This is a genomic window from Duganella sp. LjRoot269 (assembly GCF_964254095.1).
GTDB lineage: Bacteria > Pseudomonadota > Gammaproteobacteria > Burkholderiales > Burkholderiaceae_D > Rugamonas > Rugamonas hordei.
Genome location: NZ_CAXUSL020000001.1, coordinates 3,454,367 through 3,478,447, shown reverse-complemented (window position 1 = coordinate 3,478,447; position 24,081 = coordinate 3,454,367). Strand labels below are relative to the sequence as shown.

19 protein-coding genes are annotated in these 24,081 nt (G+C 63.9%); 13 read left to right on the top strand and 6 right to left on the bottom strand.

The window, feature by feature from the left end; translation table 11 throughout:
* Window positions 1-5: 5 nt before the first annotated feature.
* Together ACSQ3S_RS15635 and aroC are read right to left on the bottom strand one after the other, a co-directional pair.
* Complete coding sequence (locus ACSQ3S_RS15635) at window positions 6-1,157, bottom strand: MFS transporter (protein WP_176650501.1); 1,152 nt, start codon at window positions 1,155-1,157, stop codon at window positions 6-8.
* Window positions 1,158-1,160: 3 nt separating this feature from the next.
* The gene (aroC, locus tag ACSQ3S_RS15630) at window positions 1,161-2,258 is read right to left on the bottom strand and encodes a chorismate synthase (protein ID WP_436142937.1); all 1,098 of its coding nucleotides are present in this window, start codon (window positions 2,256-2,258) and stop codon (window positions 1,161-1,163) included.
* Window positions 2,259-2,488: 230 nt separating this feature from the next.
* On the opposite strand from aroC, the gene ACSQ3S_RS15625 reads away from it, so the two are divergent.
* Complete coding sequence (locus tag ACSQ3S_RS15625; RefSeq protein WP_436142936.1) at window positions 2,489-4,753, top strand: putative bifunctional diguanylate cyclase/phosphodiesterase; 2,265 nt, start codon at window positions 2,489-2,491, stop codon at window positions 4,751-4,753.
* 76 nt (window positions 4,754-4,829) lie between these two features.
* Here the strand turns inward: ACSQ3S_RS15625 and ACSQ3S_RS15620 are convergent, their stop codons facing one another.
* Window positions 4,830-5,288: a CBS domain-containing protein gene (locus ACSQ3S_RS15620; RefSeq protein ID WP_176650498.1), complete on the bottom strand. Its 459-nt coding sequence runs from the start codon at window positions 5,286-5,288 to the stop codon at window positions 4,830-4,832.
* Between the two features lie 196 nt (window positions 5,289-5,484).
* Between ACSQ3S_RS15620 and ACSQ3S_RS15615 the strand changes: the two genes are divergently transcribed.
* Window positions 5,485-6,795, top strand: a complete 1,311-nt coding sequence (locus ACSQ3S_RS15615; RefSeq protein WP_436142935.1) for an O-acetylhomoserine aminocarboxypropyltransferase — start codon at window positions 5,485-5,487, stop codon at window positions 6,793-6,795.
* A gap of 1 nt (window position 6,796) precedes the next feature.
* On the top strand, window positions 6,797-7,600 hold the full coding sequence (locus tag ACSQ3S_RS15610; RefSeq protein WP_436142934.1) for an alpha/beta fold hydrolase: 804 nt from the start codon (window positions 6,797-6,799) through the stop codon (window positions 7,598-7,600).
* A 55-nt stretch (window positions 7,601-7,655) separates the two neighbouring features.
* On the opposite strand, the gene ACSQ3S_RS15605 is transcribed toward ACSQ3S_RS15610, so the two are convergent.
* Window positions 7,656-9,032, bottom strand: coding sequence for a YihY family inner membrane protein (locus ACSQ3S_RS15605; RefSeq protein ID WP_176650495.1), 1,377 nt, complete (start codon window positions 9,030-9,032; stop codon window positions 7,656-7,658).
* A 65-nt stretch (window positions 9,033-9,097) separates the two neighbouring features.
* Between ACSQ3S_RS15605 and wrbA the strand changes: the two genes are divergently transcribed.
* From wrbA to ACSQ3S_RS15555, 10 genes are all read left to right on the top strand, one after another.
* Window positions 9,098-9,709: an NAD(P)H:quinone oxidoreductase gene (gene wrbA / locus ACSQ3S_RS15600; protein WP_176650494.1), complete on the top strand. Its 612-nt coding sequence runs from the start codon at window positions 9,098-9,100 to the stop codon at window positions 9,707-9,709.
* A gap of 13 nt (window positions 9,710-9,722) precedes the next feature.
* Window positions 9,723-10,130 carry a DUF2069 domain-containing protein gene (locus ACSQ3S_RS15595; protein WP_176650493.1) on the top strand — a complete coding sequence of 136 codons (408 nt, stop codon included), beginning with the start codon at window positions 9,723-9,725 and terminating at the stop codon, window positions 10,128-10,130.
* Window positions 10,127-11,533 carry an FAD-binding oxidoreductase gene (locus ACSQ3S_RS15590; protein WP_436142933.1) on the top strand — a complete coding sequence of 469 codons (1,407 nt, stop codon included), beginning with the start codon at window positions 10,127-10,129 and terminating at the stop codon, window positions 11,531-11,533. The genes ACSQ3S_RS15595 and ACSQ3S_RS15590 overlap by 4 nt, the downstream gene beginning before the upstream one ends.
* An 11-nt stretch (window positions 11,534-11,544) precedes the next feature.
* Window positions 11,545-11,979 carry a DUF4124 domain-containing protein gene (locus ACSQ3S_RS15585; RefSeq protein ID WP_436142932.1) on the top strand — a complete coding sequence of 145 codons (435 nt, stop codon included), beginning with the start codon at window positions 11,545-11,547 and terminating at the stop codon, window positions 11,977-11,979.
* 11 nt (window positions 11,980-11,990) lie between these two features.
* Window positions 11,991-14,555, top strand: a complete 2,565-nt coding sequence (locus ACSQ3S_RS15580) for an FtsX-like permease family protein (protein WP_436142931.1) — start codon at window positions 11,991-11,993, stop codon at window positions 14,553-14,555.
* The gene (locus ACSQ3S_RS15575) at window positions 14,555-15,652 is read left to right on the top strand and encodes a lipocalin-like domain-containing protein (protein WP_436142930.1); all 1,098 of its coding nucleotides are present in this window, start codon (window positions 14,555-14,557) and stop codon (window positions 15,650-15,652) included. Before ACSQ3S_RS15580 ends, ACSQ3S_RS15575 begins: the two co-directional genes overlap by 1 nt.
* 70 nt (window positions 15,653-15,722) lie before the next feature.
* Window positions 15,723-17,567, top strand: coding sequence for an ABC transporter transmembrane domain-containing protein (locus ACSQ3S_RS15570; protein ID WP_436142929.1), 1,845 nt, complete (start codon window positions 15,723-15,725; stop codon window positions 17,565-17,567).
* Window positions 17,568-17,646: 79 nt separating this feature from the next.
* Window positions 17,647-18,420 (top strand): sterol desaturase family protein, encoded by a 774-nt coding sequence (locus ACSQ3S_RS15565; protein ID WP_436142928.1) that lies wholly within the window; start codon window positions 17,647-17,649, stop codon window positions 18,418-18,420.
* Between the two features lie 24 nt (window positions 18,421-18,444).
* The gene (locus ACSQ3S_RS15560) at window positions 18,445-19,530 is read left to right on the top strand and encodes a beta-eliminating lyase-related protein (RefSeq protein ID WP_176650486.1); all 1,086 of its coding nucleotides are present in this window, start codon (window positions 18,445-18,447) and stop codon (window positions 19,528-19,530) included.
* Between the two features lie 61 nt (window positions 19,531-19,591).
* The gene (locus ACSQ3S_RS15555; RefSeq protein ID WP_436142927.1) at window positions 19,592-21,118 is read left to right on the top strand and encodes a DEAD/DEAH box helicase; all 1,527 of its coding nucleotides are present in this window, start codon (window positions 19,592-19,594) and stop codon (window positions 21,116-21,118) included.
* A gap of 53 nt (window positions 21,119-21,171) precedes the next feature.
* On the opposite strand, the gene ACSQ3S_RS15550 is transcribed toward ACSQ3S_RS15555, so the two are convergent.
* Window positions 21,172-22,647: a hypothetical protein gene (locus ACSQ3S_RS15550; RefSeq protein ID WP_436142926.1), complete on the bottom strand. Its 1,476-nt coding sequence runs from the start codon at window positions 22,645-22,647 to the stop codon at window positions 21,172-21,174.
* A gap of 33 nt (window positions 22,648-22,680) precedes the next feature.
* Complete coding sequence (locus tag ACSQ3S_RS15545; protein WP_436142925.1) at window positions 22,681-24,060, bottom strand: hypothetical protein; 1,380 nt, start codon at window positions 24,058-24,060, stop codon at window positions 22,681-22,683.
* Window positions 24,061-24,081 lie beyond the last annotated feature (21 nt).

Genomic DNA, 24,081 nt, shown 5'->3' with positions numbered 1-24,081 from the left:
GCTGGCTAGTAGCGGTCCCCGGCCTGCCAGCGGAACGACAGCATGGCGGCCAGCGCCGACAGCATGGCCAGCACGGCCGCCACGTAGTACACCGACTGCGGCCCCGCCCGCTCCCACCACTGCGCCAGGAACAGGCCGCCCAGCGAGCCGCCGATGCCGTAAGACAGGCTCATGTACAGCGCCTGCCCGCGCGCCTGCAGCGGCCCGGAGAACCAGCGCTGCAAGGTCATCACCGACGACGAATGATGCAGCGCGAACGTGGCCGCGTGCAGGACCTGCGCCACGATCAGCAGCCACAGCACGTGCGGGCCGAAGCCTATCATCAGGAAGCGCACGACGGCCACGCCCAGGGTCAGGTACATCATGCGCATCGCGCCCCAGCGGCGGAACAGCGGCGCCTGGAAATAGAACAGCAGCACCTCGGCCAGCACGCCCAGCGACCACATGGCGCCGATCACGGTCTTGCTGTAGCCGTTGCGCTCCAGATACAGCGAATAAAAGGTGTACAGCGAGGCATGGGCCGACACCATCAGCGCGGTCGACAGGAAGAAGGCGATCACCTGGCGCCGGCGCAGCAGCGTAAACACCGGCAACGGCGGCTCCTTGTGCGCGCGGCGCGGCACGTCGCGCAGGCGGAAGGCGGCGCCTATCGTCAGCACCAGCAGCAGCGCCGCCACCCACGGCAGCGTGACGATGCCGTAGTGCTCCAGCGCGTACGAGGCCAGCGTCACCGAGACGATGAAGCCGATCGAGCCCCACATGCGGATGCGCCCGTAATAGGTCAGGTCGCCCTTCATCTCGGACAGCATCAGCGCTTCGCAGATCGGCGCCTGGCCGCTGGTGAACAGGTTCAGCACGATCATCGCCAGCATGAAGTGGCCGAAGGTGGCGCCAAAGAAGAAGCCGGAAAAGCCGATCAGCGCGGCGAAGCCGGCCATGCGCAGCACCAGCACGCGGCGGTCGTAGTGGTCGGCGACGTAGCCCCAGACGTTGGGGCCGACGATGCGCAGCACCTGGATCATCGACATCAGCACGCCGATCTGCGCCACCGTCATGCCCTTGTCGGCAAAGAACAGCGTGGCGTAGGTGCTCCAGGTTCCCGCGTGTGCGTAGTAGCAGAAGAGGAATAAGGCGAAGCTGAAGGCTTGTACCGGCACCGCTTACAGCGAGATGTTCGGGGTCGAGACCTTGACGTCGCCGCATTGGGCGCGGTGCATCAGCGCATGGTCCATCAGCACCAGCGCCAGCATCGCCTCGGCGATCGGCGTGGCGCGGATGCCGACGCAGGGGTCGTGGCGGCCGAAGGTTTCCACCATCACCGGATTGCCTTCCTTGTCGATCGAGTGGCGCGGCGTGCGGATCGACGAGGTCGGCTTGATGGCGATCGATACCGTGATGTCCTGGCCGGTCGAGATGCCGCCCAGCACGCCGCCGGCGTTGTTGCCGATGAAGCCGGTCGGCGTCAGCTCGTCGCCGTGTTCGGTGCCCTTCTGCGCCACCGACTTGAAGCCGGCGCCGATTTCCACGCCTTTGACGGCGTTGATGCCCATCATCGCGTAGGCGATGTCGGCGTCGAGCTTGTCGTAGATCGGCTGGCCCAGGCCGACCGGGATGTTCTGCGCGATGACGTCGATGCGGGCGCCGATCGAGTCGCCCGCCTTGCGCAGCTCGTCCATGGCCGCTTCCATGCGGGCGATCAGGTCGGCGTCGCCGGTGGCGGCGAAGAACGGGTTGTCCTGCGTGTAGCTCCAGTCCTGGAACGGCACGGCGATATCGCCCAGCTGGCTCATGCAGCCCTTGAACACGGTGCCGTATTGCTGGTTCAGCCACTTCTTGGCGATCGCCGCCGCGCCCACCACGGGCGCCGTCAGGCGCGCCGACGAACGGCCGCCGCCGCGCGGGTCCCGTACGCCGTATTTGTGCCAATAGGTGTAATCTGCGTGCCCGGGGCGGAAGCTTTCTGCAATGTTGCCGTAGTCCTTGCTGCGCTGGTCTTCGTTGCGGATCAGCAGCGCGATCGGCGTGCCGGTGGTCACGCCCTGGTAGACGCCGGACAGGATTTCCACCGTATCCGACTCCTGGCGCTGCGTCACATGGCGCGATGTACCCGGTTTGCGACGGTCCAGTTCAGGCTGGATATCCGCTTCCGACAAAGGCAATCCCGGTGGGCAGCCATCGATCACACAACCAATCGCGGGACCGTGCGACTCACCAAAGGTGGTAACTGAAAACAATTTGCCAAATGTATTGCCGGACATAAGAAGAGAATCTTTGGAAAAAGGTGGAAAGTTCCTAATTCTACCAGCCCGCCGCGCCCCGCGTCCCGCTGGCGTAACAATTTCTAATGGACAAGTTTCCATTGGCAAAATATCATGTTTCAATCGAAAGCCCACAACACGGCCTCCCCAGCCCCCGAAATCTGCGTTCTTTTTAACAATTCGCTATATACTTGACTCAAGAACACCGAGAAATCCTGGAGAAGCTACACATGCCCCCACCGATCACACCCCTTGAGCACTCCAAGGATGATCAAGACGATCTGGTATTCTTAGAAGAGCATCCGACGGCGCCTGCGACTGCCGGTACCCGCCACGTATGGCGGGTAATGATTATCGATGACGACGAAGACGTCCACTCGACCACCACCTTCGCGCTCGGCAACCTCGACATGCAGCAGCGCCCGCTGGAATTCGTCCATGCATATTCGGCCGGGCAGGCACGCGAACTGCTGAAACACGAGGCGGAAATCGCCGTCATCCTGCTCGACGTGGTGATGGAACAGGACGACGCCGGCCTGCATCTGGTGCGCTACATCCGCGAAACGCTGAAACTGGTCGACGTGCGCATCATCCTGCGCACCGGCCAGCCCGGCTACGCGCCGGAAATCGACGCCATCCGCGATTTCGACATCAACGACTACAAGACCAAGTCCGAGCTGACCCGCATCAAGCTGTTCACCACGGTCACCGCGGCGATCCGCTCGTACGAGCAGATCCGCAAGATCAACGACAGCCGCCGCGGCCTCAATCAGATCGTCCACGCCAGCACCCAGCTGATGACCCTGCACGGCGTGCAGAACTTCGCCGCCGGCGTGCTGGCGCAGATCACCGACCTGCTGGGCCAGGACGGCAACGGCGTGCTGTGCGTGCAGGAATGCCCGGAGGACGGCTGCCACGAACTGATGGTGATGGCCACCGTCGGCGCCTGCCGCCGGCTGGACGGCATGACCCTGACCGCCCAGGACGAACCGCGCATCCACGACGCGATGGAACTGGCGCTGGCGCAGCGGCGCAACCTGTACGGTCCGGACTTCGTCACCCTGTACTTCGCCGGCAAGGCCTCGCGCGACTTCGTCGCCTTCCTCGAGGTCAGCCGCGCGCCGACCGAGATCGACGAGCGCCTGCTGGAAGTGTTCTGCAGCAACGTGGCGGTCGGCCTGGACAACGTCGAGCTGGTCACGCACCTGCACAACGCCGCCTTCTACGATCAATTGTCCAAGCTGCCCAACCGCACCCGCCTGGTCGAGATCCTCGACGCCACGCTGGCCGGCCCGGCGCGCGACGACGCCACGCTGTCGCTGGTCGACCTCGACCACTTCGCCGAGACAAACGACGCGCTGGGCCACCAGTTCGGCGACATGCTGCTGGTCGCCGTGGCCGGACGCCTGCAGTCGGAACTGGGCGGCCAGCTGACGGTGGCGCGCATCGGCGGCGACATCTTCTGCGTGCTGGGCGACTCGTCGCAGGTCAACCCGGCCAATATCCTGGCGCTGTTCCAGCGCCCGTACAGCATCGACGGCCAGGACGTGCAGCTGTCGGCCACGCTGGGCCTGGTGCGCCTTGGCGAGCACGAAGGCAGCGGCGCCGACGCGCTCAAGGATGCCGACATCGCGCTGAAGCGCGCCAAGTCGCAGCAGCGCGCCGGCCACTTCTACTTCTCGCGCTCGATGGGCGTCGAGATCCGCGAACGGGTGCGCATGATGCACGCGCTGCGCACCGCCTTCGGCCAGAACCAGCTGTTCGTGGTCTACCAGCCGCAGATCGACCTGGCCACGCGCCGGCCGGTGGGCGCCGAGGCGCTGCTGCGCTGGCAGACGCCGGACGGCAAGTTCATCTCGCCGGACCGCTTCATTCCGATCGCCGAGTACTCGGGCCTGATCATCGACCTGGGCGAATGGGTGATGCGCACCGCCTGCCGCGAGCTGGTCGACCTGCGCAAGGCCGGCCATGACGATTTCATGATGTCGATCAACGTCTCGCAGGTGCAGTTCCGCCATCCGCACTTCCTCGACATGCTGCGCAGGGCGCTCGAGGACACGGGCGCGCCGCCGGAATTCGTCGAACTGGAAATCACCGAGTCGATGGCGATGGAAGAGCCGGACATGCTGATCAAGATGCTGGGCCAGATCAAGCAGACCGGCGTCAGCATCGCAATCGACGATTTCGGCACCGGCTTCTCGTCGCTGTCCTACCTGCAGCGGCTGCAGATCGACCGCCTGAAGATAGACCGCGCCTTCGTCACCGAAATCACCGGCTCCGCGCGCGGCAGCAGCATTGCCGAGATGGTGATACAGCTGGGCCGCAACCTGGGCCTGGCGGTGATTGCCGAAGGGGTGGAAGATGAGCGCCAGGCGCAGATCCTGCAGGCGCTGGGCTGCCCGCTGGCGCAAGGCTTCCTGTTCGCGCGGCCGATGACGGCATCGGCGCTGAACGGCTGGCTCAGTAACGACACGCTGGAAAAAGGCGTGGCCTGAAAGGGAACGCGAAAAACAACAACGCCATGTGCGCCGCGGCGGCCTTGACCGCCGCGGCGCACATGGCGTTTTTTGTTTAGTCGGTCGCCTGATCGGCCGTTTCGGCCGGCCAATCGCGGATATAGGCTTTCAGCATGCGGTTCTCGAAGCTCTGCGCTTCCAGCACGGCACGCGCCACGTCGTAGAACGAGATCACGCCGAGGATGGTCTTGGCGTTCATCACCGGCAGGTAGCGCGCATGCTTCTCCAGCATGATGCGGCGCACCTCGTTGACTTCGGTATCCGGGGTGACGGTGATCGGATGGTCGTCCATATGCTTGCGCACGGTGCCGGCGCCTACCGTGCCGCCGTTTTCGTGCAAGGCGCGCAGCACCTCGCGGAAGGTCAGCATGCCGGCCAGATCGCCAAACTCCATGACCACCAGCGAGCCGATGTCCTTCTCCGCCATGGTATTGGCGGCATCCACCAAAGGCTGGTCCGGAGAAATCGTGTAAAGAATGCTGCCTTTAACCTGAAGAATTTCGGAGACTTTCATTTTGGGCCGTCCTGTCCGCTGATATAGGCTCTGTGAATGGGGGTTCTAGTTATTGTAGCCTTATAGCGAATGTAGCGTATGCCCGGAGAAAAATCCAGCGCTCTGGATAAGCAAAACGCAACATTTTTGCAGTGCTGTTGCCACGGCGCGATTCGGGGTAGGATGCGCGGCATACTTATAACTCTACAGAGACAATATGAGCGGACCCAAATACCCCGGTTTCGATACGCTGTCGCTGCACGCCGGATCGTCACCCGACCCGGCCACCGGTGCGCGCGCCACGCCTATCCATTTCACCTCGTCGTTCGCGTTCAAGGACTCGGACCACGCGGCCTCGCTGTTCAATATGGAGCGCGCCGGCCACGTCTACTCGCGCATCTCCAACCCGACCAACGCGGTGCTGGAGGAACGCATCGCCGCGCTGGAAGGCGGCGTGGCCGGCATCGCCACGGCCAGCGGCCAGGCCGCGATGCATCTCGGCCTGGCCACCATCGCCGGCGCCGGCTCGCACATCGTCGCCTCGCGCGCGCTGTACGGAGGTTCGCACAATATGCTGGCCTACACGCTCAAGCGCTTCGGCATCGACACCACCTTCGTCGATCCGCGCGACCTCGACGCCTGGCGCGCCGCGATCCGGCCGCAGACCAAGGTGCTGTTTGCCGAAACGCTGGGCAATCCGGGACTGGACGTACTCGATATCGGCGCCGTATCGGCCATCGCCCATGAGCAGCACCTGCCGCTGATGCTGGATTCCACCTTCACCACGCCCTACCTGCTGAAGCCTTTCGAGCACGGCGCCGACCTGGTGTTCCACTCGGCGACCAAGTTCCTGTGCGGGCACGGCACCGCCATCGGCGGGCTGCTGGTGGACGGCGGCACCTTCGACTGGCAGGCCGCCTACGACAAGACCGGCCGCTTTGCGGAGCTGTGCGAGCCGTACGACGGCTTCCACGGCATGGTGTTTGCCGAAGAGTCGACCGTGGCGCCGTTCGCGCTGCGCGCGCGGCGCGAGGGCCTGCGCGACTTCGGCGCCGTCATGAGCCCGCACAACGCCTTCGCCGTGCTGCAGGGCATGGAGACGCTGAGCCTGCGCATGGACCGCCACGTCGCCAACACACGCAAGGTGGTCGAGTTCCTGCTGTCGAATCCCGCCGTGGAATCGGTGTCGTATCCCGAGCTGCCGACGCACCCGGACTACGAACTGGCCAAGCGCCTGCTGCCCAAAGGCTGCGGCGCCGTGTTCTCGTTCAGCCTGAAAGGCGACCGCGCCGTCGGCCGCCGCTTCGTCGACACGCTGAAGGTGTTCTCGCACCTGGCCAACGTCGGCGACGCCAAGTCGCTGGTGATCCATCCGGCGTCCACCACGCACTTCCGCATTCCGGCCGAGCAGCTGGCCGCGGCCGGCATCACCGAAGGCACGATGCGGCTGTCGGTCGGGCTGGAAGACGTGGACGACCTGATCGAAGACCTGGCGCGCGGCCTGAAGCTGTCGCAGAAGGGAGCCTGAGATGCTGCTGACCGTACAAGGCGTGGACGCCTATTGCTACACCGGCGGCAAGCCGTTCAACCCCGCGCTGCCGACCGTGGTCTTCATCCACGGCGCGCAGAATGATCACTCGGTGTGGGCGCTGCAGACACGCTATTTCGCCCATCACGGCTATGGCGTGCTGGCGGTCGACCTGCCGGGTCACGGCCGCAGCCAGGGCGCGGCCAAGGCCAGCGTGGCCGAGCTGGTGGACTGGCTGCTGCAGGTGCTGGACGCGGCCGGCGTGCGGAAGGCCGCGCTGTTCGGCCACAGCATGGGCTCATTGATCGCGCTGGAAGCATCGCACAAGGCGCCGGAGCGCGTGACGCACCTGGGCATGATAGGTTCGACTTATCCGATGAAAGTGTCGGACGCGCTGCTGGAAACCTCGCGCAGCGATGAGCAGAGCGCCATCGACATGGTCAACATCTGGTCGCACTCGTCGATCGCGCACAAGCCCTCGTGTCCGGGGCCCGGCTTCAGCGTCATGGGCGGCGCGCGCCGGCTGATGCAGCGCATCTCGCAGATCAATCCGCAGCAGGTGTTCTACACGGACTTCTCGGCCTGTAACGCCTATGCCAACGGCGAGGCGGCGGCGCAGGCGGTGCGCTGCCCTACCCTGTTCCTGTTCGGCGCCCGCGACATGATGACGCCGCCCAAGTCCACCAGGCTGCTGACATCGACCATCAAGCACGGCAAGGTGGTGACGGTGGACAGCGGCCACTCGCTGATGAGCGAGCAGCCGGACGCGGTGCTGGATGCGCTGTTCAGTTTTGCGGGAACTTGAAGCGGATGATGTGGTTCGCTTCTTGCATCACGAAGCCACGATAACGGTCCAGGGTTTAGCGGCAGTCGATGGGACCGAAATGGTCGGCCAGCGTCTTGGACAGGCCGTTTTCGACGGCGGTTTCCACCTCGCGCGCCAGTTGCGCGGCGTCGCGGGCGGCTTGCCGGTCGCGCTCATCGTCGCTGTCAGTCACCACGCCGGCGTTGATCGGCATGCCGGAGAAGACGAACAGGCGGTACACCTCGGCCAGCGTCAGCCTCTCGACGTTGGCCAGGATGACCCAGTGGTCGCCGCCATCGCTGACGCGCTTGCCCCACTGGACCCGCGACGGCGCCTCGACCTTGACGCGCCCCACCCAGCCCTCGGCCATCATCCGCTCAAGCAGCATGTCCATCTCGTCGAAGCCCAGGCGGGTGCGCGCGCGTATCGTGCCGGCGCTGACCAGCGCCGTGTCGCCGCATTTGCAGGCCACGTGCAGCACTTTCAGGATCGCCATCGCGTCGACGAATTCGCCGCCCGGCTGCGCCTCGTGCCACCAGCGCTCGTACTTCACCACCGGCAGCGCGGCCACCAGCAGCGCGCCGAACAGCGTGATCATCCACGACACGTACACCCACAGCAAGAACAGCGGCAAGGCCGCCAGCGCGCCGTAGATCTTCGAATAGGTCGGAAACTGCGTGATGAAAATCGCGAAGCCGCGCTTGGCCACCTCGAACGCCAGGCCCGCCACCAGGCCGCCCCAGGCCGCGTCCTGCCAGTCAACGTCGCGGTTCGGCACCGCCACGTACAGCAGCGTGAAGCCGGCCGTGGTCAGCGCCAGCGACAGGATGGTGTAGATCAGCACGCCGATCACCGGCACGTCACCGACCAGGGTGCTGGTGGCCATGAACACCTGCGACGACAGCGTCAGCGACACGCCGATCAGCAAGGGACCGAGCGTGACGATGGCCCAGTAGACCAGGATCCGCTTGCTCCAGCGGCGCTCGTCGCGCACGCGCCAGATGCGGTTGAACACGCGCTCGATCAGGTTCATCATCGCGATCGACGTGAAAATCAGCGCCACCGCGCCCACCGCCGACAGCCGCGTGGCCTTCGAGGCGAACATGGTCAGGTAGTTCAGGATGGTGGAGGAAATCGACTTCGGCATCACGCTCTGCACGAAGTAGGCTTCCAGCGAGCTGCGGAAGGAATTAAACAGCGGGAACGTGGTGAAAATCGCCAGCGCGATGGTCAGCAGCGGCACCAAGGCGAACACCGTGGTAAAAGTGAGACTGCCCGCCACTTGCGGCAGGCTTTCCTCGCGCAGGCGGCGTTGAGCAAATAAAAACAGGTCGCGCACTTCGGGCCAGGACAGCGAACGCACCGTCGCGATACCGCTGCGGCAGCGGCGGAACAGATAATGTAAAACCGGATGAATATATTTTTCGTACATGAGCGATAATCGAAATACAAGAGTGACAACGATGCCACCCGCTAAAGCGCCCTATAATACCGCTGATGAACCAACCTAATCTGATTATTCTCGTTTTGTTCTACTCGCGCCATGGCGCCACGCGCAAACTGGCCGAGCTGATCGCCCAGGGCATCGAGAGCGTGCCGGGCTGCGACGCGCGCCTGCGCACGGTTCCCGCCGTGTCGACCGTGGCGGAGGCCACCGAACCGGAGGTGCCGGCCGACGGCGCGCCGTATGTGGAGCTGGACGATCTGAGCGAGTGCGCCGGCATCGCCGTCGGCTCGCCTACGCGCTTTGGCAATATGGCCTCGGCCATGAAGTATTTTTGGGACGGCACCGCCACCCAATGGCTGTCCGGCACGCTGGCCGGCAAGCCCGCCTGCGTGTTCACCTCGACCGGCAGCCTGCACGGCGGCCAGGAATCGACGCTGCTGTCGATGATGATACCGCTGTTCCACCACGGCCTGATGGTGCTCGGCCTGCCCTACACCCATCCGGAACTGATGACGACGTCCAGCGGCGGCACACCGTACGGCGCCAGCCACTGGTCCGGCCTTGATGGCAAGAAGACCATCACCGAAGATGAAAAACGCCTGGCCGTCGCGCTGGGCCGGCGCCTGGCCGAAACGGCCGTCAAACTGCGCGCCGTCGCTTGAACGGGGACGCAACATGGAAAACTCAATGCAAAAATATTTTCACTGGGGCGCCATCGGCAGCCTGGTGACGCTGATAGTCTGGTGCGTGCTGTGGGAGATGGTGCTGGCGCCGCTGCACCCGGGCGGTTCGTGGCTGGTGCTGAAGGCCTTGCCGCTGCTGCTGCCGCTGTACGGCGTCTGGAAGCGCGACATCTACACGCTGCAGTGGACCTCGATGATGATACTGCTGTACTTCACCGAGGGCGTGGTGCGCGGCTGGAGCGACAAGGGCAACCTATCCGCATGGCTTGGCTGGGGCGAGGCGCTGATCGTCTGCGTCTACTTCGTCTGCGCCGTCATGTACCTGCGTCCATATAAGAAGGCGGCGAAGAAGCTGGCCAAGGAATTGCTCGACAAGGTGAAGGTCACCACCGTCAAATGAAGGACTTCCTGACGCACTGCCGGTCGCTGCTGGGCGAGGCCTGGGTGCTCGACACGCCCGCCGACATGGCGCCGTTCCTGACCGACTGGCGCGGCCGCTTTACCGGCAGCGCGCTGGCCGTGCTGCGGCCGGCGTCGGTGGACCAGGTGGCGGCTCTGGTGCGCGCCTGCGCGCAGTGGCGCGTCGCATTGGTGCCGCAGGGCGGCAATACGGGACTGGTGCTGGGCAGCGTGCCCGATGCCAGCGGCACGGCGGTCGTGCTGTCGCTGGCCCGGCTCAACACCATCCGCTCGGTCGACGCCGTCAACCGCACGATGACCGTGGATGCGGGCTGCATCCTCCAGCAGGTGCAGGAAGCCGCTGCCGCAGCGGGCTGCCTGTTCCCTTTGTCGCTGGCGGCCGAAGGCAGCTGCACGATAGGCGGCAACCTGTCCACCAATGCCGGCGGCACGGCGGTCCTCCGCTATGGCAACACGCGCGAACTATGCCTCGGGCTGGAGGTCGTCACGCCGCAGGGCGAGGTGTGGAGCGGCTTGCGCGGCCTGCGCAAGGACAATACCGGCTACGATCTGCGCGACCTGTTCATCGGCGCGGAAGGCACGCTGGGCATCATCACCGGCGCGGTGCTCAAACTGTACCCGCAGCCCAAGGCCAGCATCACGGCGCTGGCCGCACTGCCCTCGCCTGCCCACGCGCTGCAATTACTGAGCCTGATGCAGGACCACTGCGGCTCCAGCCTGACCGGCTTCGAGCTGATGTCGCGCTTTTGCCTGGAGCTGGTGGCGCAGCAGTTCCCCACGCTGCCGAAGCCGTTCTCGGCGCCGCATCCGCAGTACGTGCTGCTGGAACTGTCGAGCAGCGAATCGGAAGACCACGCGGTGGGCTTGCTGGAACGGGCCATCGGCGCGGCGCTCGACCGCGACGTCATCAGCGACGCCGTGGTGGCGACGTCGGTGGCGCAATCGGCCGGTCTGTGGCAGCTGCGTGAGCATATCCCGCTGGCGCAGGCCAAGGCCGGCAAGAACATCAAGCACGATATCTCGCTGCCGGTGTCGAGCATCGCGGACTTCATCGCCGCCACCGGGCCGTTGCTGGAAGCGGCCTTCCCCGGTTGCCAGCTGGTGTGCTTCGGCCATCTGGGCGACGGCAACCTGCACTACAACGTGGCGCCGCCGGCCGGCATCTTCAACGAGGATTTCCTCGCCAACCAGGACAAGGTTAATCGCGTCGTGCATGACAGCGTGGTGGGTTTTGGCGGCTCGATTTCGGCGGAACACGGCATCGGCGCGTTGAAGCGCGACGAGCTGGCCCACTATAAATCAGCGGTGGAACTGAACATGATGCGGGCCATCAAAGCGGCGCTGGATCCACTGGGTATCATGAATCCCGGGAAAATCCTTTGAAGGGAACTGCCATGAAATTCGCTATCGCGGCCGTGCTGTGCGCGGCATCCCTGACGGCGCACGCCCGGGACGTCCACAAATGCACCGTGGATGGAAAAGTCAGCTACAGCGACGTGCCTTGTCCCGCCGGCGCGGCGTCGGCCACGACCTTGCAGGTGCCGGCGGCGCCGGCGGCGGATCCCGCGGCGGCGCGCGACCTGGCGCGGCAAGGCAGGGAAGCGGCGGCGCTGGAAAAGGCGCGCCATCAGCGTGAGGACAAGGACGCGCGCGAAGCCGACAAGTCCGCGCAGGCGGCCGCCGTGCAACGCAAGAGGTGCGGCAAGCTCAAATTGAACAAGCGATGGGCCGACGACGACGTACTCCGCGCCACCGCAGTCAATCTCGATAACGCCAAGCTGCGCGCCAAACGCGCCGGCGACACGCTGGCGCTGGAGTGTCCCAAGTAATGTCCGGATTGATGCCTGCAAATACTCGCCTGTCACGCTGGCTGCTGCTGGGCGAGTGGCGCGCGCATCCCGTGCGGGCATTGGTGGCGATAGCCGCCATCGCCATCGGCATCTCGCTGGGCTTCGCCATCCATTTGATCAACGCCGCCGCGTTCAACGAATTTTCGTCCGCCATCAAGGGACTGTCTGGCGTCGCCGACGTGCAGGTGCGCGGCACCGAACCGTTTTTCGACGAAACCATCTATCCGCTGCTGGCGCAACGCGACGGCGTGGCTGTGGCCTCACCGGTGCTGGAGTTCGACGCTTCCGTGCCCGGTGAACGCACCGCCCTGAAGATCCTGGCCGTGGATGCCTTCCGCGCCGGCTTCATCTCGCCCGACCTGGTGGGGGCTCCCGCCGAAGACAAGGTGGACGACCTGTTGGCCGACGACGCCATCTTCCTGTCGCCCGCGGCACTGCAATGGCTCAAGCCCGCGGGTGGCGCGCCGCTGACGCTGCAGGTCGGCGTCGGCCAGTTGCATCTTCGCGTGGCCGGGCCGCTGCAGCGTGCCCGCGCCGGGCAGCGCGTTGGCGTGATGGATCTCGGCGCCGCGCAATGGCGCTTCAACAAACTGGGCCAGCTGTCGCGCGTCGACCTCAAGCTGCGCAGCGGCGTCAATCGGGACGCCTTCAAGGCGCAACTGGAACAGCAACTGCAGCGCGACTATCCGGGCCGCTTCCGCGTCAACCAGCCCAATGACGAAGAACAGAACAGCCGCAACGAAGGCATGAGCCGCGCCTACCGCGTCAACCTGACGGTACTGGCGCTGGTCGCGCTGTTCACCGGCGCTTTCCTGGTTTTCTCCACGCAGGCGCTGTCGGTGATCCGCCGCCGCAGCCAGTTCGCGCTGCTGCGCGTGCTCGGCATGGATCGCAAGCACCTGCTGCGCCAGATCATGATCGAGGGCCTGAGCCTCGGCGTGGCCGGATCGGCGATCGGCATCGCCGCAGGCTACGGCATGGCGGCGGCCGCGTTGCACTTCATGGGCGCCGACCTGGGCGCGGGATTCTTCTCCGGCGTGAGGCCGGAAGTCCAGTTCACGCCGGTCGCGGCAGCGGTCTATTTCGCGCTTGGCGTCGCCGTCGCGCTGCTGGGCTGTGCCGCGCCCGCGCTGGACGCGGCACGCGCCAAGCCTGCCGTCGCGCTCAAATCCGGCACCGAGGAAGCGGCGATGTCGCACCTGTCGCGCGCCTGGCCATCGCTGGCATGCATCGCGCTGGCGGCGCTGTTAACGCAGGCGCCGCCGGTATTCGAGCTGCCGCTGTTCGGCTACCTGTCGATCGCCCTGCTGCTGATCGGCAGCATCTCCCTGATGCCCCGCCTTGCCGCCATCGTGTTCCGCGCGGCCCATTTGCGCTGGAGTGCGGCCAACGCCAACAGGCCGGGCGCGTCGCCGGTGCTGACGCTGACGCTGTCGCGCCTGGCCAACGCATCCAGCCAGGCCGGCATCGCGCTGGGCGGCGTGCTGTCGAGTTTCAGCTTGATGGTGGCGATGGCCATCATGGTCGCCAGCTTCCGCGTGTCGCTGGACGACTGGCTGCTGCACATCCTGCCGGCCGATATCTACGTCAGCACCACCAGCGGTGGCACCACGGCCGGGTTGCGTCCGCAGGAACAAGCCGCCATCGCCGCCCTGCCCGGCGTGGCCAGCGCCGACTTCCTGCGCGTGCGGGCGATCTCGCTGGCCGCCGCCCGCCCACCGGTCGCGCTGATGGCGCGCAACGTGGACGCCGCCGATCCCGGCAAATCGCTGGCCATCGTCGGCGCGACGCAAGTGCCGGGGCCTGGCGCTCCGCCGCCGGTGTGGGTATCGGAAGCGATGGTGGATTTGTACGACATGCATGTCGGCCAGCGCATCGACCTGCCGCTGAACGGCAAGCTGCATGCGTTCCAGGTCGCCGGCGTCTGGCGCGACTACGCGCGGCCGACCGGTACCATCCAGATGCGGCTGAGCGACTACCGCGCCATCACCGGCGACCAGGACGCCAGCAATGCCGCGCTGTGGCTCAAGCCGGGCGCCAGGCCCGCCGGCACCACGCAGGCCTTGAAGCGCCTGCCGTTTGCGGCCTCGCTGGAAACCAGCGCGCCGTCCGAGATCCGCGCCATGAGCATGAAGATATTCGACCGCAGCTTCGCCATCACCTACCTGCTGGAAGCGATCGCCATCGTGATCGGCCTGTTCGGCGTGGCGGCGACGTTCTCGGCGCAGACGCTGGCGCGGTCCAAGGAGTTCGGCATGCTGCGGCACGTCGGCGTCACCCGCCGCCAGATCCTGTCGATACTGGCGATCGAGGGCGGCGCGCTGACAGCGCTTGGCATCGGCACCGGCTTCGTGCTGGGCTGGGTCATCAGCCTGATCCTGGTCTTTATCGTCAACCCGCAATCGTTCCACTGGACCATGCAGCTGCACCTGCCATGGCCGCTGCTGGGCACCGTGGCCGGCCTGCTGCTGGCCGCCGCCGCGCTGACTGCGCTGCTGGCGGGCCGCCAATCGCTGTCGGGCGGACCGATACGCGCAGTCAGGGAGGACTGGTAATGCTCAGCCGTATTCGCAAATGGGCCGTCGCCGCCCTGGTCCTGCCGTTGCTGGCCGCCGCCCCGGCCCGATCCGCCGCGCCGGAATTCAAGACCGTCGTTCCGCTGGCGGCTGGCGCCGCGCTGCGCTTCCCCGCAGACTTCGGCGCTCACCCCGACTACAAGACCGAATGGTGGTACGTCACCGGCTGGCTGAACACGGCCGATGGCAAGCCGCTCGGCTTCCAGGTCACCTTCTTCCGCAGCGCCACCGGGCATGACCTTGCCAATCCCAGCCAGTTCGCGCCTAAGCAGCTGATCATCGGCCATGCCGCCGTGTCCGATCCGGCCAACGGCAAGCTGCTGCACGACCAGCGCAGCGCGCGCGAAGGCTTCGGCCTGTCCTACGCCAAGGTCGGCGACACCGACCTCAAGCTAGAAGACTGGCGCATGACGCGCGCCGCCGACGGCAGCTACCAGGTACATCTCGACGCCGCCGAATTCAAGCTGGACCTGAAGCTGGCGCCGTCGCAGCCGGTGCTGCTGCAAGGAGAACAAGGGTATTCGCGCAAAGGACCGCAACCACGGCAAAGCAGCTACTACTACAGCGAGCCGCAGCTGACCACCAGCGGGACGGTGACCCGCGCCGGCAAGGCCGTCGCCGTCAGCGGCGCCAGCTGGCTCGATCACGAATGGTCCAGCCAGGCCCTCGATCCGGCCGCCAGCGGCTGGGACTGGGTGGGCGCCAACCTGGCCGACGGCGGCGCGCTGATGGCTTTCCAGGTCCGCAGCAAGACAGGTGCTAAACTATGGGCGCACGCGACATGGCGCGATGCATCCGGTAAGATCACGCAGTTCTCGCCGGACCAGGTCAGTTTTACCCCGCAAAGGCGGTGGCGTTCGCCCCGCACCAATGCCGAGTATCCGGTCGCGACGCAGCTCACCACAGGCAGCACGGTCTGGCGGATCGTCCCCTTGCAGGACGACCAGGAGCTGGACTCGCGCCGCTCGACCGGCGCCGTTTACTGGGAGGGCGCCGTCACGCTTGAGCGCGACGGCAAGCCGGCCGGGCGCGCCTACCTGGAAATGACGGGTTACGTCCGGCCGATGAAACTGTAAAAGATGAAACTGTAAAATATAGCGCTACCCGAATCGTCAACAAAGAATACTTACAAACCGCAGCCACACGATGACCAACAGCACCACCGCCAGCACCCCGTCCGCAACCGCCCCCAACACCGCCAGGGAAGCCAAGAAAGGCAGCCTCGCCACCTTGCGCGGGCTGACGCCTTTCCTGCTGCCGTACAAGCGCCAATTCGTCATGGCCGGCATCGCGCTGGTGGTCGCCGCCTGCGCCACGCTGGCGATCCCCGCCGCCTTCAAGCAGATGATTGACCTGGGCTTCGGCGGTACCGGCGCCAAGAGCATCAAGCACGTGGACCTGGTGTTCCTGGCGCTGTTCGCGGTCGCCACCGTGCTGGCGCTGGCCACGGCAGCGCGCTTCTATACCGTCTCCTGGCTGGGCGAGCGCGTCACCGCCGACATCCGCAGCGCGGTGTACGACCACGTCGTCACCCAGAGCCCGGAGTTCTTCGAGACCACGCAGACCGGCGAAGTCCTGTCGCGCATCACCACCGACACCACGCTGATCCAGGCGGTCGTCGGCACCAGCATCTCGATGGCGCTGCGTAACGTGCTGCTGTTCATCGGCGGCCTGGTGATGCTGTTCGTGACCAGCGCCAAGCTGTCCGCCATCATCATCGGCCTGCTGATCCTGACCGTGCTGCCGATCGTGATGTTCGGCCGCCGCGTGCGCAAGCTGTCGCGCGATTCGCAGGACCGCATCGCCGACGCCTCGGCCATGGCCGGCGAAATCCTCAACGCCATGCCGACGGTGCAGGCGTTCACGCACGAGAAAATCGAATCGACCCGCTTCGGCGCCTCGGTCGAAGGCGCGTTCGGCACCGCCATGCGCCGCATCCGCGCGCGCGCGCTGCTGACCATGATCGCCATCGTGCTGGTGTTCGGCACCATCGTCTTCGTGCTGTGGCTGGGCGCGCACGCCGTGCTGGCCGGCTCGATGACCGGCGGCGACCTGGGCCAGTTCATCCTGTACGCCTCCATCGTCGCCGGCGCCATCGGCGCGCTGTCCGAAGTGATGGGCGAAGCGCAGCGCGCCGCCGGCGCCACCGAGCGCCTGCTGGAACTGATGTCGGTCAAATCGAATATCCAGTCGCCGGCCCAGCCGCTGGCGCTGCCGCCGCGCGCCGCCAACGGCGCCGCACTGAGCCTGCACGACGTGACCTTCTCCTATCCTTCGCGCCCCGATACGGCGGCGCTGGGCCACCTGTCGCTGGACATCAAGCCGGGTGAAACGGTGGCCGTGGTCGGTCCTTCCGGCGCCGGCAAGACCACGCTGTTCCAGCTGTTCCTGCGCTTCTACGATCCGCAGAGCGGCAGCATCAAGCTCGATGGCGTGGACATCACCCAGCTCGAGCTGCACACGCTGCGCGGCGCCATCGGCATCGTGCCGCAGGATACGGTGATCTTCTCGGCCGACGCGATGGAAAACATCCGCTACGGCCGCGCCGGCGCCACCGACGCCGAGGTGATCCAGGCGGCCAAGCTGGCCGCCGCCCATGAATTCATCGAGCGTCTGCCGCAGGGCTACCAGTCCTTCCTGGGCGAGCGCGGCGTGCGCCTGTCCGGCGGCCAGCGCCAGCGCATCGCGATCGCGCGGGCCTTGCTGAAAAATCCGCCATTGCTGCTGCTGGACGAAGCGACCAGCGCGCTGGATGCGGAATCCGAGCGCCTGGTGCAAAAAGCGCTGGAAGCGGCGATGGTCGGCCGCACCACGGTCATCATCGCGCACCGCCTGGCGACCGTGCAGCGCGCCGACCGTATCATCGTCATGGAAGACGGCCGGATTGTGGAAACCGGCACCCACGCGTCGCTGGTGGCGTTGGGCGGCATCTACGCCAACCTGGCGGCGCTGCAGTTCCACAACGTCCACGTCGAACACCAGCCGCATTAATCAACGCGTTAATCAAATCATAAGCACGGCCGGCGCAACCGGCCTTAGCATCGGGTTATCTTAATTTCAAGGGAACGCCATGCTGGACAACCTTGCGCGCACTATCCTGCAGACGGCCTGGCACTACCTGGTGGTGGTCGGCGTCTTCACCGCGCTCTGGCTGTGGTGGCGCTTCCGGCCGGGTCGCCGGCAGCGCTTGCAGGCGAAGGCGGTCGGTATTCCGCAGATCCGGCGCGAGGTCTTGACTTCGATCGTCAGCATCGTAGTGCTCGGCAGCGTGATGCCAGTGGCCTTTGCGCTGGGCCTCGGCCGGCACGCCCACTTCTACCAAAGCGTGCATGCCTACGGCCGCGGATGGGGCTTTATCGCCGCCGTCGTCATGTTGATGATACTGATCCAGGATACCTGGTTCTACTGGACGCACCGGCTGATGCACCACCGCCGGCTGTTTCGCTGGGCGCACCGCACCCATCACCTGTCCACCAACACCAGCCCCTGGTCCACCTACTCGATCAGCCCGCTGGAAGCGGTGATCGACAGCGGCGCCAGCATCGTGATCCTGTTGCTGTTGCCGGTGACGTTCTGGTCTCTGTTCATCTTCACGTGGTTCAATACGATCTTCGCGGTGTACACGCATCTCGGCTATGAGCTGTTCCCGCGCGCGCTGTCGCGGCACTGGCTGGGCCGGTGGATCAACACTTCCACGGCGCACAACACCCACCACGCGCGGGGCCGCTACAACTATGGCTGGTACTTCCTGTTCTGGGACCGGATGATGGGCACCCTGTCGCCGGACTATGACGAACACTATCGCAAAGCCGGTTTTTTGGCCGCCGAGGCAAAAAGCCGGTAACATTCTCTCTTTCAGGAGAACGCCTTGACCGACGCCGAATTGCGGCTCAGCTGCACAACCCATCTTCCCGGCCATCGCCAGCCGTCGCCCGCGCAGCTGTTTGCGGCGATGTCGGCATGGTGCGAGGCCAACGGCGTGGCGCACGACACCTACGGCAACGGCCCGCTGATCCAGCAATTCGAGCAGAAGGTGGCCGGCTTGCTGGGCTTCGAGGCGGCGCTATTCTGCATCACCGGCACGATGGTACAGGCGACCGCACTGCGCATCGCCTGCGCGGAACGCGGCAGCAAGCTGGTGGCGCTGCATCCGACGTCGCACATCCTGCGCCACGAGCGCGGCAACCACCAGCTGTTCGACCACTTTCACGCGCTGCAGATAGGCGACCAGCACCGTCCGTGGACGCTTGAGGAGCTGAAAGGCATCCCGGACAAGCTGGGCGCTGCCACGCTGGAACTGCCGATGCGCGAAATCGGCGGCCAATGCCCGAGCTGGGACGAACTGGCGGCGATCAAGGCTTACTGCCGCGAGCGGGCCATCCACCTGCACCTGGACGGCGCCCGCCTGTGGGAAACCGCCGCCGCATACGGCCGCCCCGCCGCCGAGATCGCGGCCGGCTTCGATACGGTCTACGTCTCGATGTACAAAGGCATAGGCGGCATGGGCGGCGCCATGCTGCTGGGCAGCGCGGATTTCGTCGCCAAGGCGCAGGAGTGGTTCCGCCGCCAGGGCGGCAACGTCTACCAGCGCACGCCGTACGTGGTGGCGGCGGCGATGCAGTTCGATGCGCGGCTGAAGGCAATGCCCGACTACTTCCGCCGCACGCGGTGGCTGTACGAGCAGTTGCGCGACTTTCCGCTGCTGGTGCCGAATCCGGCACAGCCGCAGGCCAGCATGTTGCACCTGCATCTGCCGGTCAGCCGCGAGCGCGCCAACGAACTCCGCAACAGCATCGCCGAGCGCCATGGCGTGTGGCTGTTCAACGCCGCCAGCCACGCCGCGCTGCCCGGCCGCAGCTCGGTGGAGCTCTACATCGGCGACAACCTGCTGAACATGCCGGACGACCGCGTGCGTGAAATCCTGGCCTTGTGGTCCGACGCGCTCGTCAACTAATTTCGCACAAGCCGGGCCAACCGGCTACACTGCGCCCTCTTTTCGTTTTACTGCATATATCATGACCTTCCAAGCCCTCGGCCTGATCGACCCCATACAGCGCACGCTGGACACGCTGGGCTACAAGCAGCCTACGCCCGTCCAGAAGCAAGCCATTCCCGCAGTGCTGGCGGGTCGCGACCTGATGGCGGCGGCGCAAACCGGTACCGGCAAGACCGCCGGCTTCGCCCTGCCCATCCTGCAGCGCCTGACCATGGAAGGCGTGACCGAGCCGAAAGCCGTGCGCTGCCTGGTGCTGGTGCCGACGCGCGAGCTGGCCGAGCAGGTCTACGAAAGCTTCCGCACCTATGGCGGCAACCTGCCGCTGAAGTCCGCCGTGGCCTATGGCGGCGTGCCGATCGAACCGCAGATCACCAAGCTGCGCAAGGGCCTGGACGTGCTGGTGGCGACGCCGGGCCGCCTGATCGACCTGCACGACCAGGGCGCGATCAGCTTCACCCTGCTGCAAACGCTGGTGCTGGACGAGGCGGACCGCATGCTGGACCTGGGTTTCGAGCGCGACCTGGACATCCTGCTGGCGGCGCTGCCCAAGAAGCGCCAGACCTTGCTGTTCTCGGCCACGTTCTCGGACGAGATCCGCAAGCTGGCCGGCGGCATGCTGAAGGATCCTGTCTCGGTGCAGGTCAGCGCCAGCAACACCGCGACCAAGACCGTGCGCCAGTGGCTGATCCCGACCGACAAGCGCCGCAAGCCCGAGCTGCTGCTGCATTTGCTGAGGAAGCTGCAATGGGGCCAGGTGCTGGTGTTCGTCAAGACCCGCAAAGGCGTCGAGACGCTGGTCAAAACCTTGCAGGAGCACGGCATTTCGGCCGACTCCATCCACGGCGACAAGACGCAGCCGGCCCGCCTGAAGGCGCTGGCGCGCTTCAAGAAGGCCGAGGTGCAACTGCTGGTGGCGACCGACGTGGCCGCGCGCGGACTCGATATCGAGGCGCTGCCGCAGGTGGTCAACTTCGACCTGCCGACCGTGGCGGAGGACTACATCCACCGCATCGGCCGCACCGGCCGCGCCGGCATGGAGGGCGAAGCGGTGTCGCTGGTGTGCGCCGATGAAGTCGAGATATTGAAGGCCATCGAAACGCTGACCCGCCAGGTCATAGCGCGCCAGGAGGAACCGGGTTTCGAGGCCGACCACCGCGTACCGGAAACCGGGCCGAAAGGCGCCGCCATCGCGGCCGCCAAAAAAATGGCGGCCGAGGCCCCGGCCAAAAAGAAGCGTTCCTTCACCGGGCCTGCCGGCGGCAAGGCAGCGGCAGGCAACGCGCTCGCGGCAGGCAAGGCCGTCACGGTGGCCCGCCCCGCCGGCGGCGATGCCTCTCTAGGTACCTGGGAGCCCCCTCGAGCATCGCCCAAGACAGCCGGCGGTGCCCGCTCCGCCGGCCGCACGTATGACGGCGGCAAACAGGCCACTGCGCCCAAGGGCGCGGTCGTCGTCACCGGAGGCAGGGGCGCAAAGTCATTGGCACGCTCAGCCGGCAATTCCGCCGCCAAATCCGCAGCTCGCAAGGTCAAACCAGGGGGCCGCTGACAATAGGCTTCGAGCATGCCAGGCGGCCGAAGATTCGCACTCCTGGCCTGTCTTTATTCGGCCGCTCCATACATCGGTAGCGGCGCAGTCAGTATTTGGTCCTCAGTCAAGACTCTAAGGCCGCGGGCTTTGATGCTGGCACCGATCTGGATGAGATTTCGTCTCTGCGCATAGCCATTTTGAGGCGCGGGATAATATTTTTGAATGCTTTTGATATTGACGCCCTGCCTGATTAAACTCCAGGCGACGAAACGCGCGTCAAAATCTGAAACATCTTCAGTGTAGAACACCGTGGTAGTCGGATCCTTCATCAGGAACTTGGTGACGTTGCTCGACACACTTCTTATGATATTACCTTTGCCGTCAAGAACCGGATATCCGAGATTCGACACCGCGCGCAGGACGATGTCTTTGTCCTGTTCATGCGGGTAGACTTGAATTGATATTCTTTCGGGCACGCGAATTTTAATCGCAAACCGTTCCAACGACGCCGCAACCTGGACCTTCTCGGCCTCATTCGAGCCGTCCTTCGGCGCGGAGCCCCCCTCAGGATAGTGAATATTTATCCTGTTTTCAGCGATGAACTTCCGCCGCTCCGGCGTCTCGTTCAAAGCTGGGGCATAGATAAACGCCACAGCGATTTTATCCAATTCCGATAGATCGGTAACCTGATCCCGGCGTTTGCATGGATTTACTTTCCCCAGCCGATCGGGAGCATACCAGTTTGGATAGAAATTATATTGCATAATGGAATTCTGGTTATAAGCGCCGATAAATTGGTACAAATTCCCACTGTCCGGCAACGACTCCACCTGGTGTTTTACCTGCGCTTCGGTCCAGCCAGTGTCCTTGGCAATTTCCTTGATGTTAAACCACCCCTTGCAAGCTTCGCGCTGGTGCTCGTGCATCAGCGCCAAGGCGTGCCCAAACTCGTGTCTGACGTTGAATTTGTAATTGGCCTTATCATAGCTCTTCATCCGCATGGATCCCACCAGGTTCATCGTGGTCGGATAACGTACATCTTGATAAACTTGGGTTCCGACATAAGACCAATCACCATTTTTGTCCTCATCGGCGTTCCATAGTGGACGTGGATCGTTCGCGTTCAAATTAATGCGGATATCGGCGATCCTATCGCTGTCGCTCATATCGGACAAGTTACAGATGCGATTTTTTCCGTTCACTTTGTAAACAAATTTTATATCCGGAACGGCGTTCTCCCAAACCGAGGCGGTTTGCATAATTTCATTCTGGTCGGCCTCTTCCCCATTCCAAAAACACACCTTTATATCCAGTTTATTCCACATGTATTTTTTAAAGACCACACTCTTGGCTGCTTCAATGGTCTTTTCTGGCACACCAACACGTCGTCCTCGTTCTGTTAACAACTTTAATTTCTCGCTATCTCGCTCCGCTTCACCAAGGGGCGGATTAATAGGCATATTTCGGGGAAATGAATCATGAGCCAAAGAAATATTCGGCAAGAACATCACCGCGGCCATCAATGTGTTACGCAAATTTATCGACATTTATCACTCCAATGGATCGGCTGCAGCGATGACTTAGATTCGATTCCCGTCTATTTTCTTCAAGGACTGAGCGCAGCTATTGTCCGCGCCGTCGGCCCGCAGCGCTTTGAACGCATCCTTGTGCATCTTTTTCGCCCAAGGGAACCCATTGATGAAGCTCCAAGTGACGATGTCCGCGTCGTCGTTATTAAGACCCAGATTGACGATGCTATTTTTTATCTTCAAACACATGGATTCCGCAATGGGACCGTCATTATCCAACGCGCTATTAAATTCCGACATGGACTTCCCATACCAATCCTGCTGAAGAATATACGCAGAAATCGTCCCCAACTCTTTATTTGACTTGATGAGCGGATAATTCAATACTTGGTTAAAGGACAGCTCTTTATGAATTCTTTTCAGCGCCTCGGTACGAGACGACGCGCATCGAATTTTTTGGTTCTCCTCTGCGCATATCCGCCAGTCGCCAAAGATCGATGGGCGAGGTTCTTCAAAGGATATTTTCCACGTTCCTATGGCGCCGGCTTTTTCGTTCCAGCTGCTCTCTGTTGGGAGTATGAAAGTGAGCGCCATGCCACCATTGGCGTTCCACATGCGCAGATCGCGGTGAACAATCTGTTCTTCACGGATTCCATTGGAAAATAATTTTCCGATAGCTGCATCGATCGCTTGAGATTTGTTTTTAGCCGACTGGGCTGTAAGTTTTGTCAGGACACCACTGTCGGGCGAAACATCTTGTAATGTGGAGGTGACGAGATCCAAGGCTTTCCCAGCCATGTTACTGGAGTACTCTTTCGTGCCCGCCATTTTTATTTGAAAGGTAGGAATACTTGCTTCCCCATCGGGCCGAACCAGGAAAAGCGGAAAATCGAGTAACAGCCGGGAAATGCTCCTGGACCATTGCTCCCCTTCCGTTGTGCTCTGGTGGCTTACGGTTACCAATGGCACCGTCGTCTCATACTCACCGACCTTGATTTTCACCGAGAGGTTGGAGTCAAATTTTTTTCCAACGAAGTATCGTACGAACCAATTTCTCTCATCATAAGCCAGCGGCTTCGAACTACTTCCGCCGTCCCCGTCGGAAATTATGTGCGAATCTATTTTGAGCCGGGTATACGAGTTAGTAAATCGGCCGCCGTCCGCCGCACCTGAACTATCGCCGTCGGAGTACTGAGAAAACGGCGTGATATTTATTGAACCGGTCGACACACTGGCACCCGGCCGGGTGGTGGGCGCTGGAGCGGGCGCAGGGGCTGGAGCAGGCGCAGGGGCTGGTGGGGGCTCTACGCGTTCAGTCGTGGGCAAATCCTTCTGGCGATATGATTCACCAGTCCCCTCCCGCGACACCGTTGCACACCCTGAAAACAGCAAAACAAAAATTAAGTACGTTAGCACGCGCATAGATTTCATTTTCCAACCCCAGAGTTATTG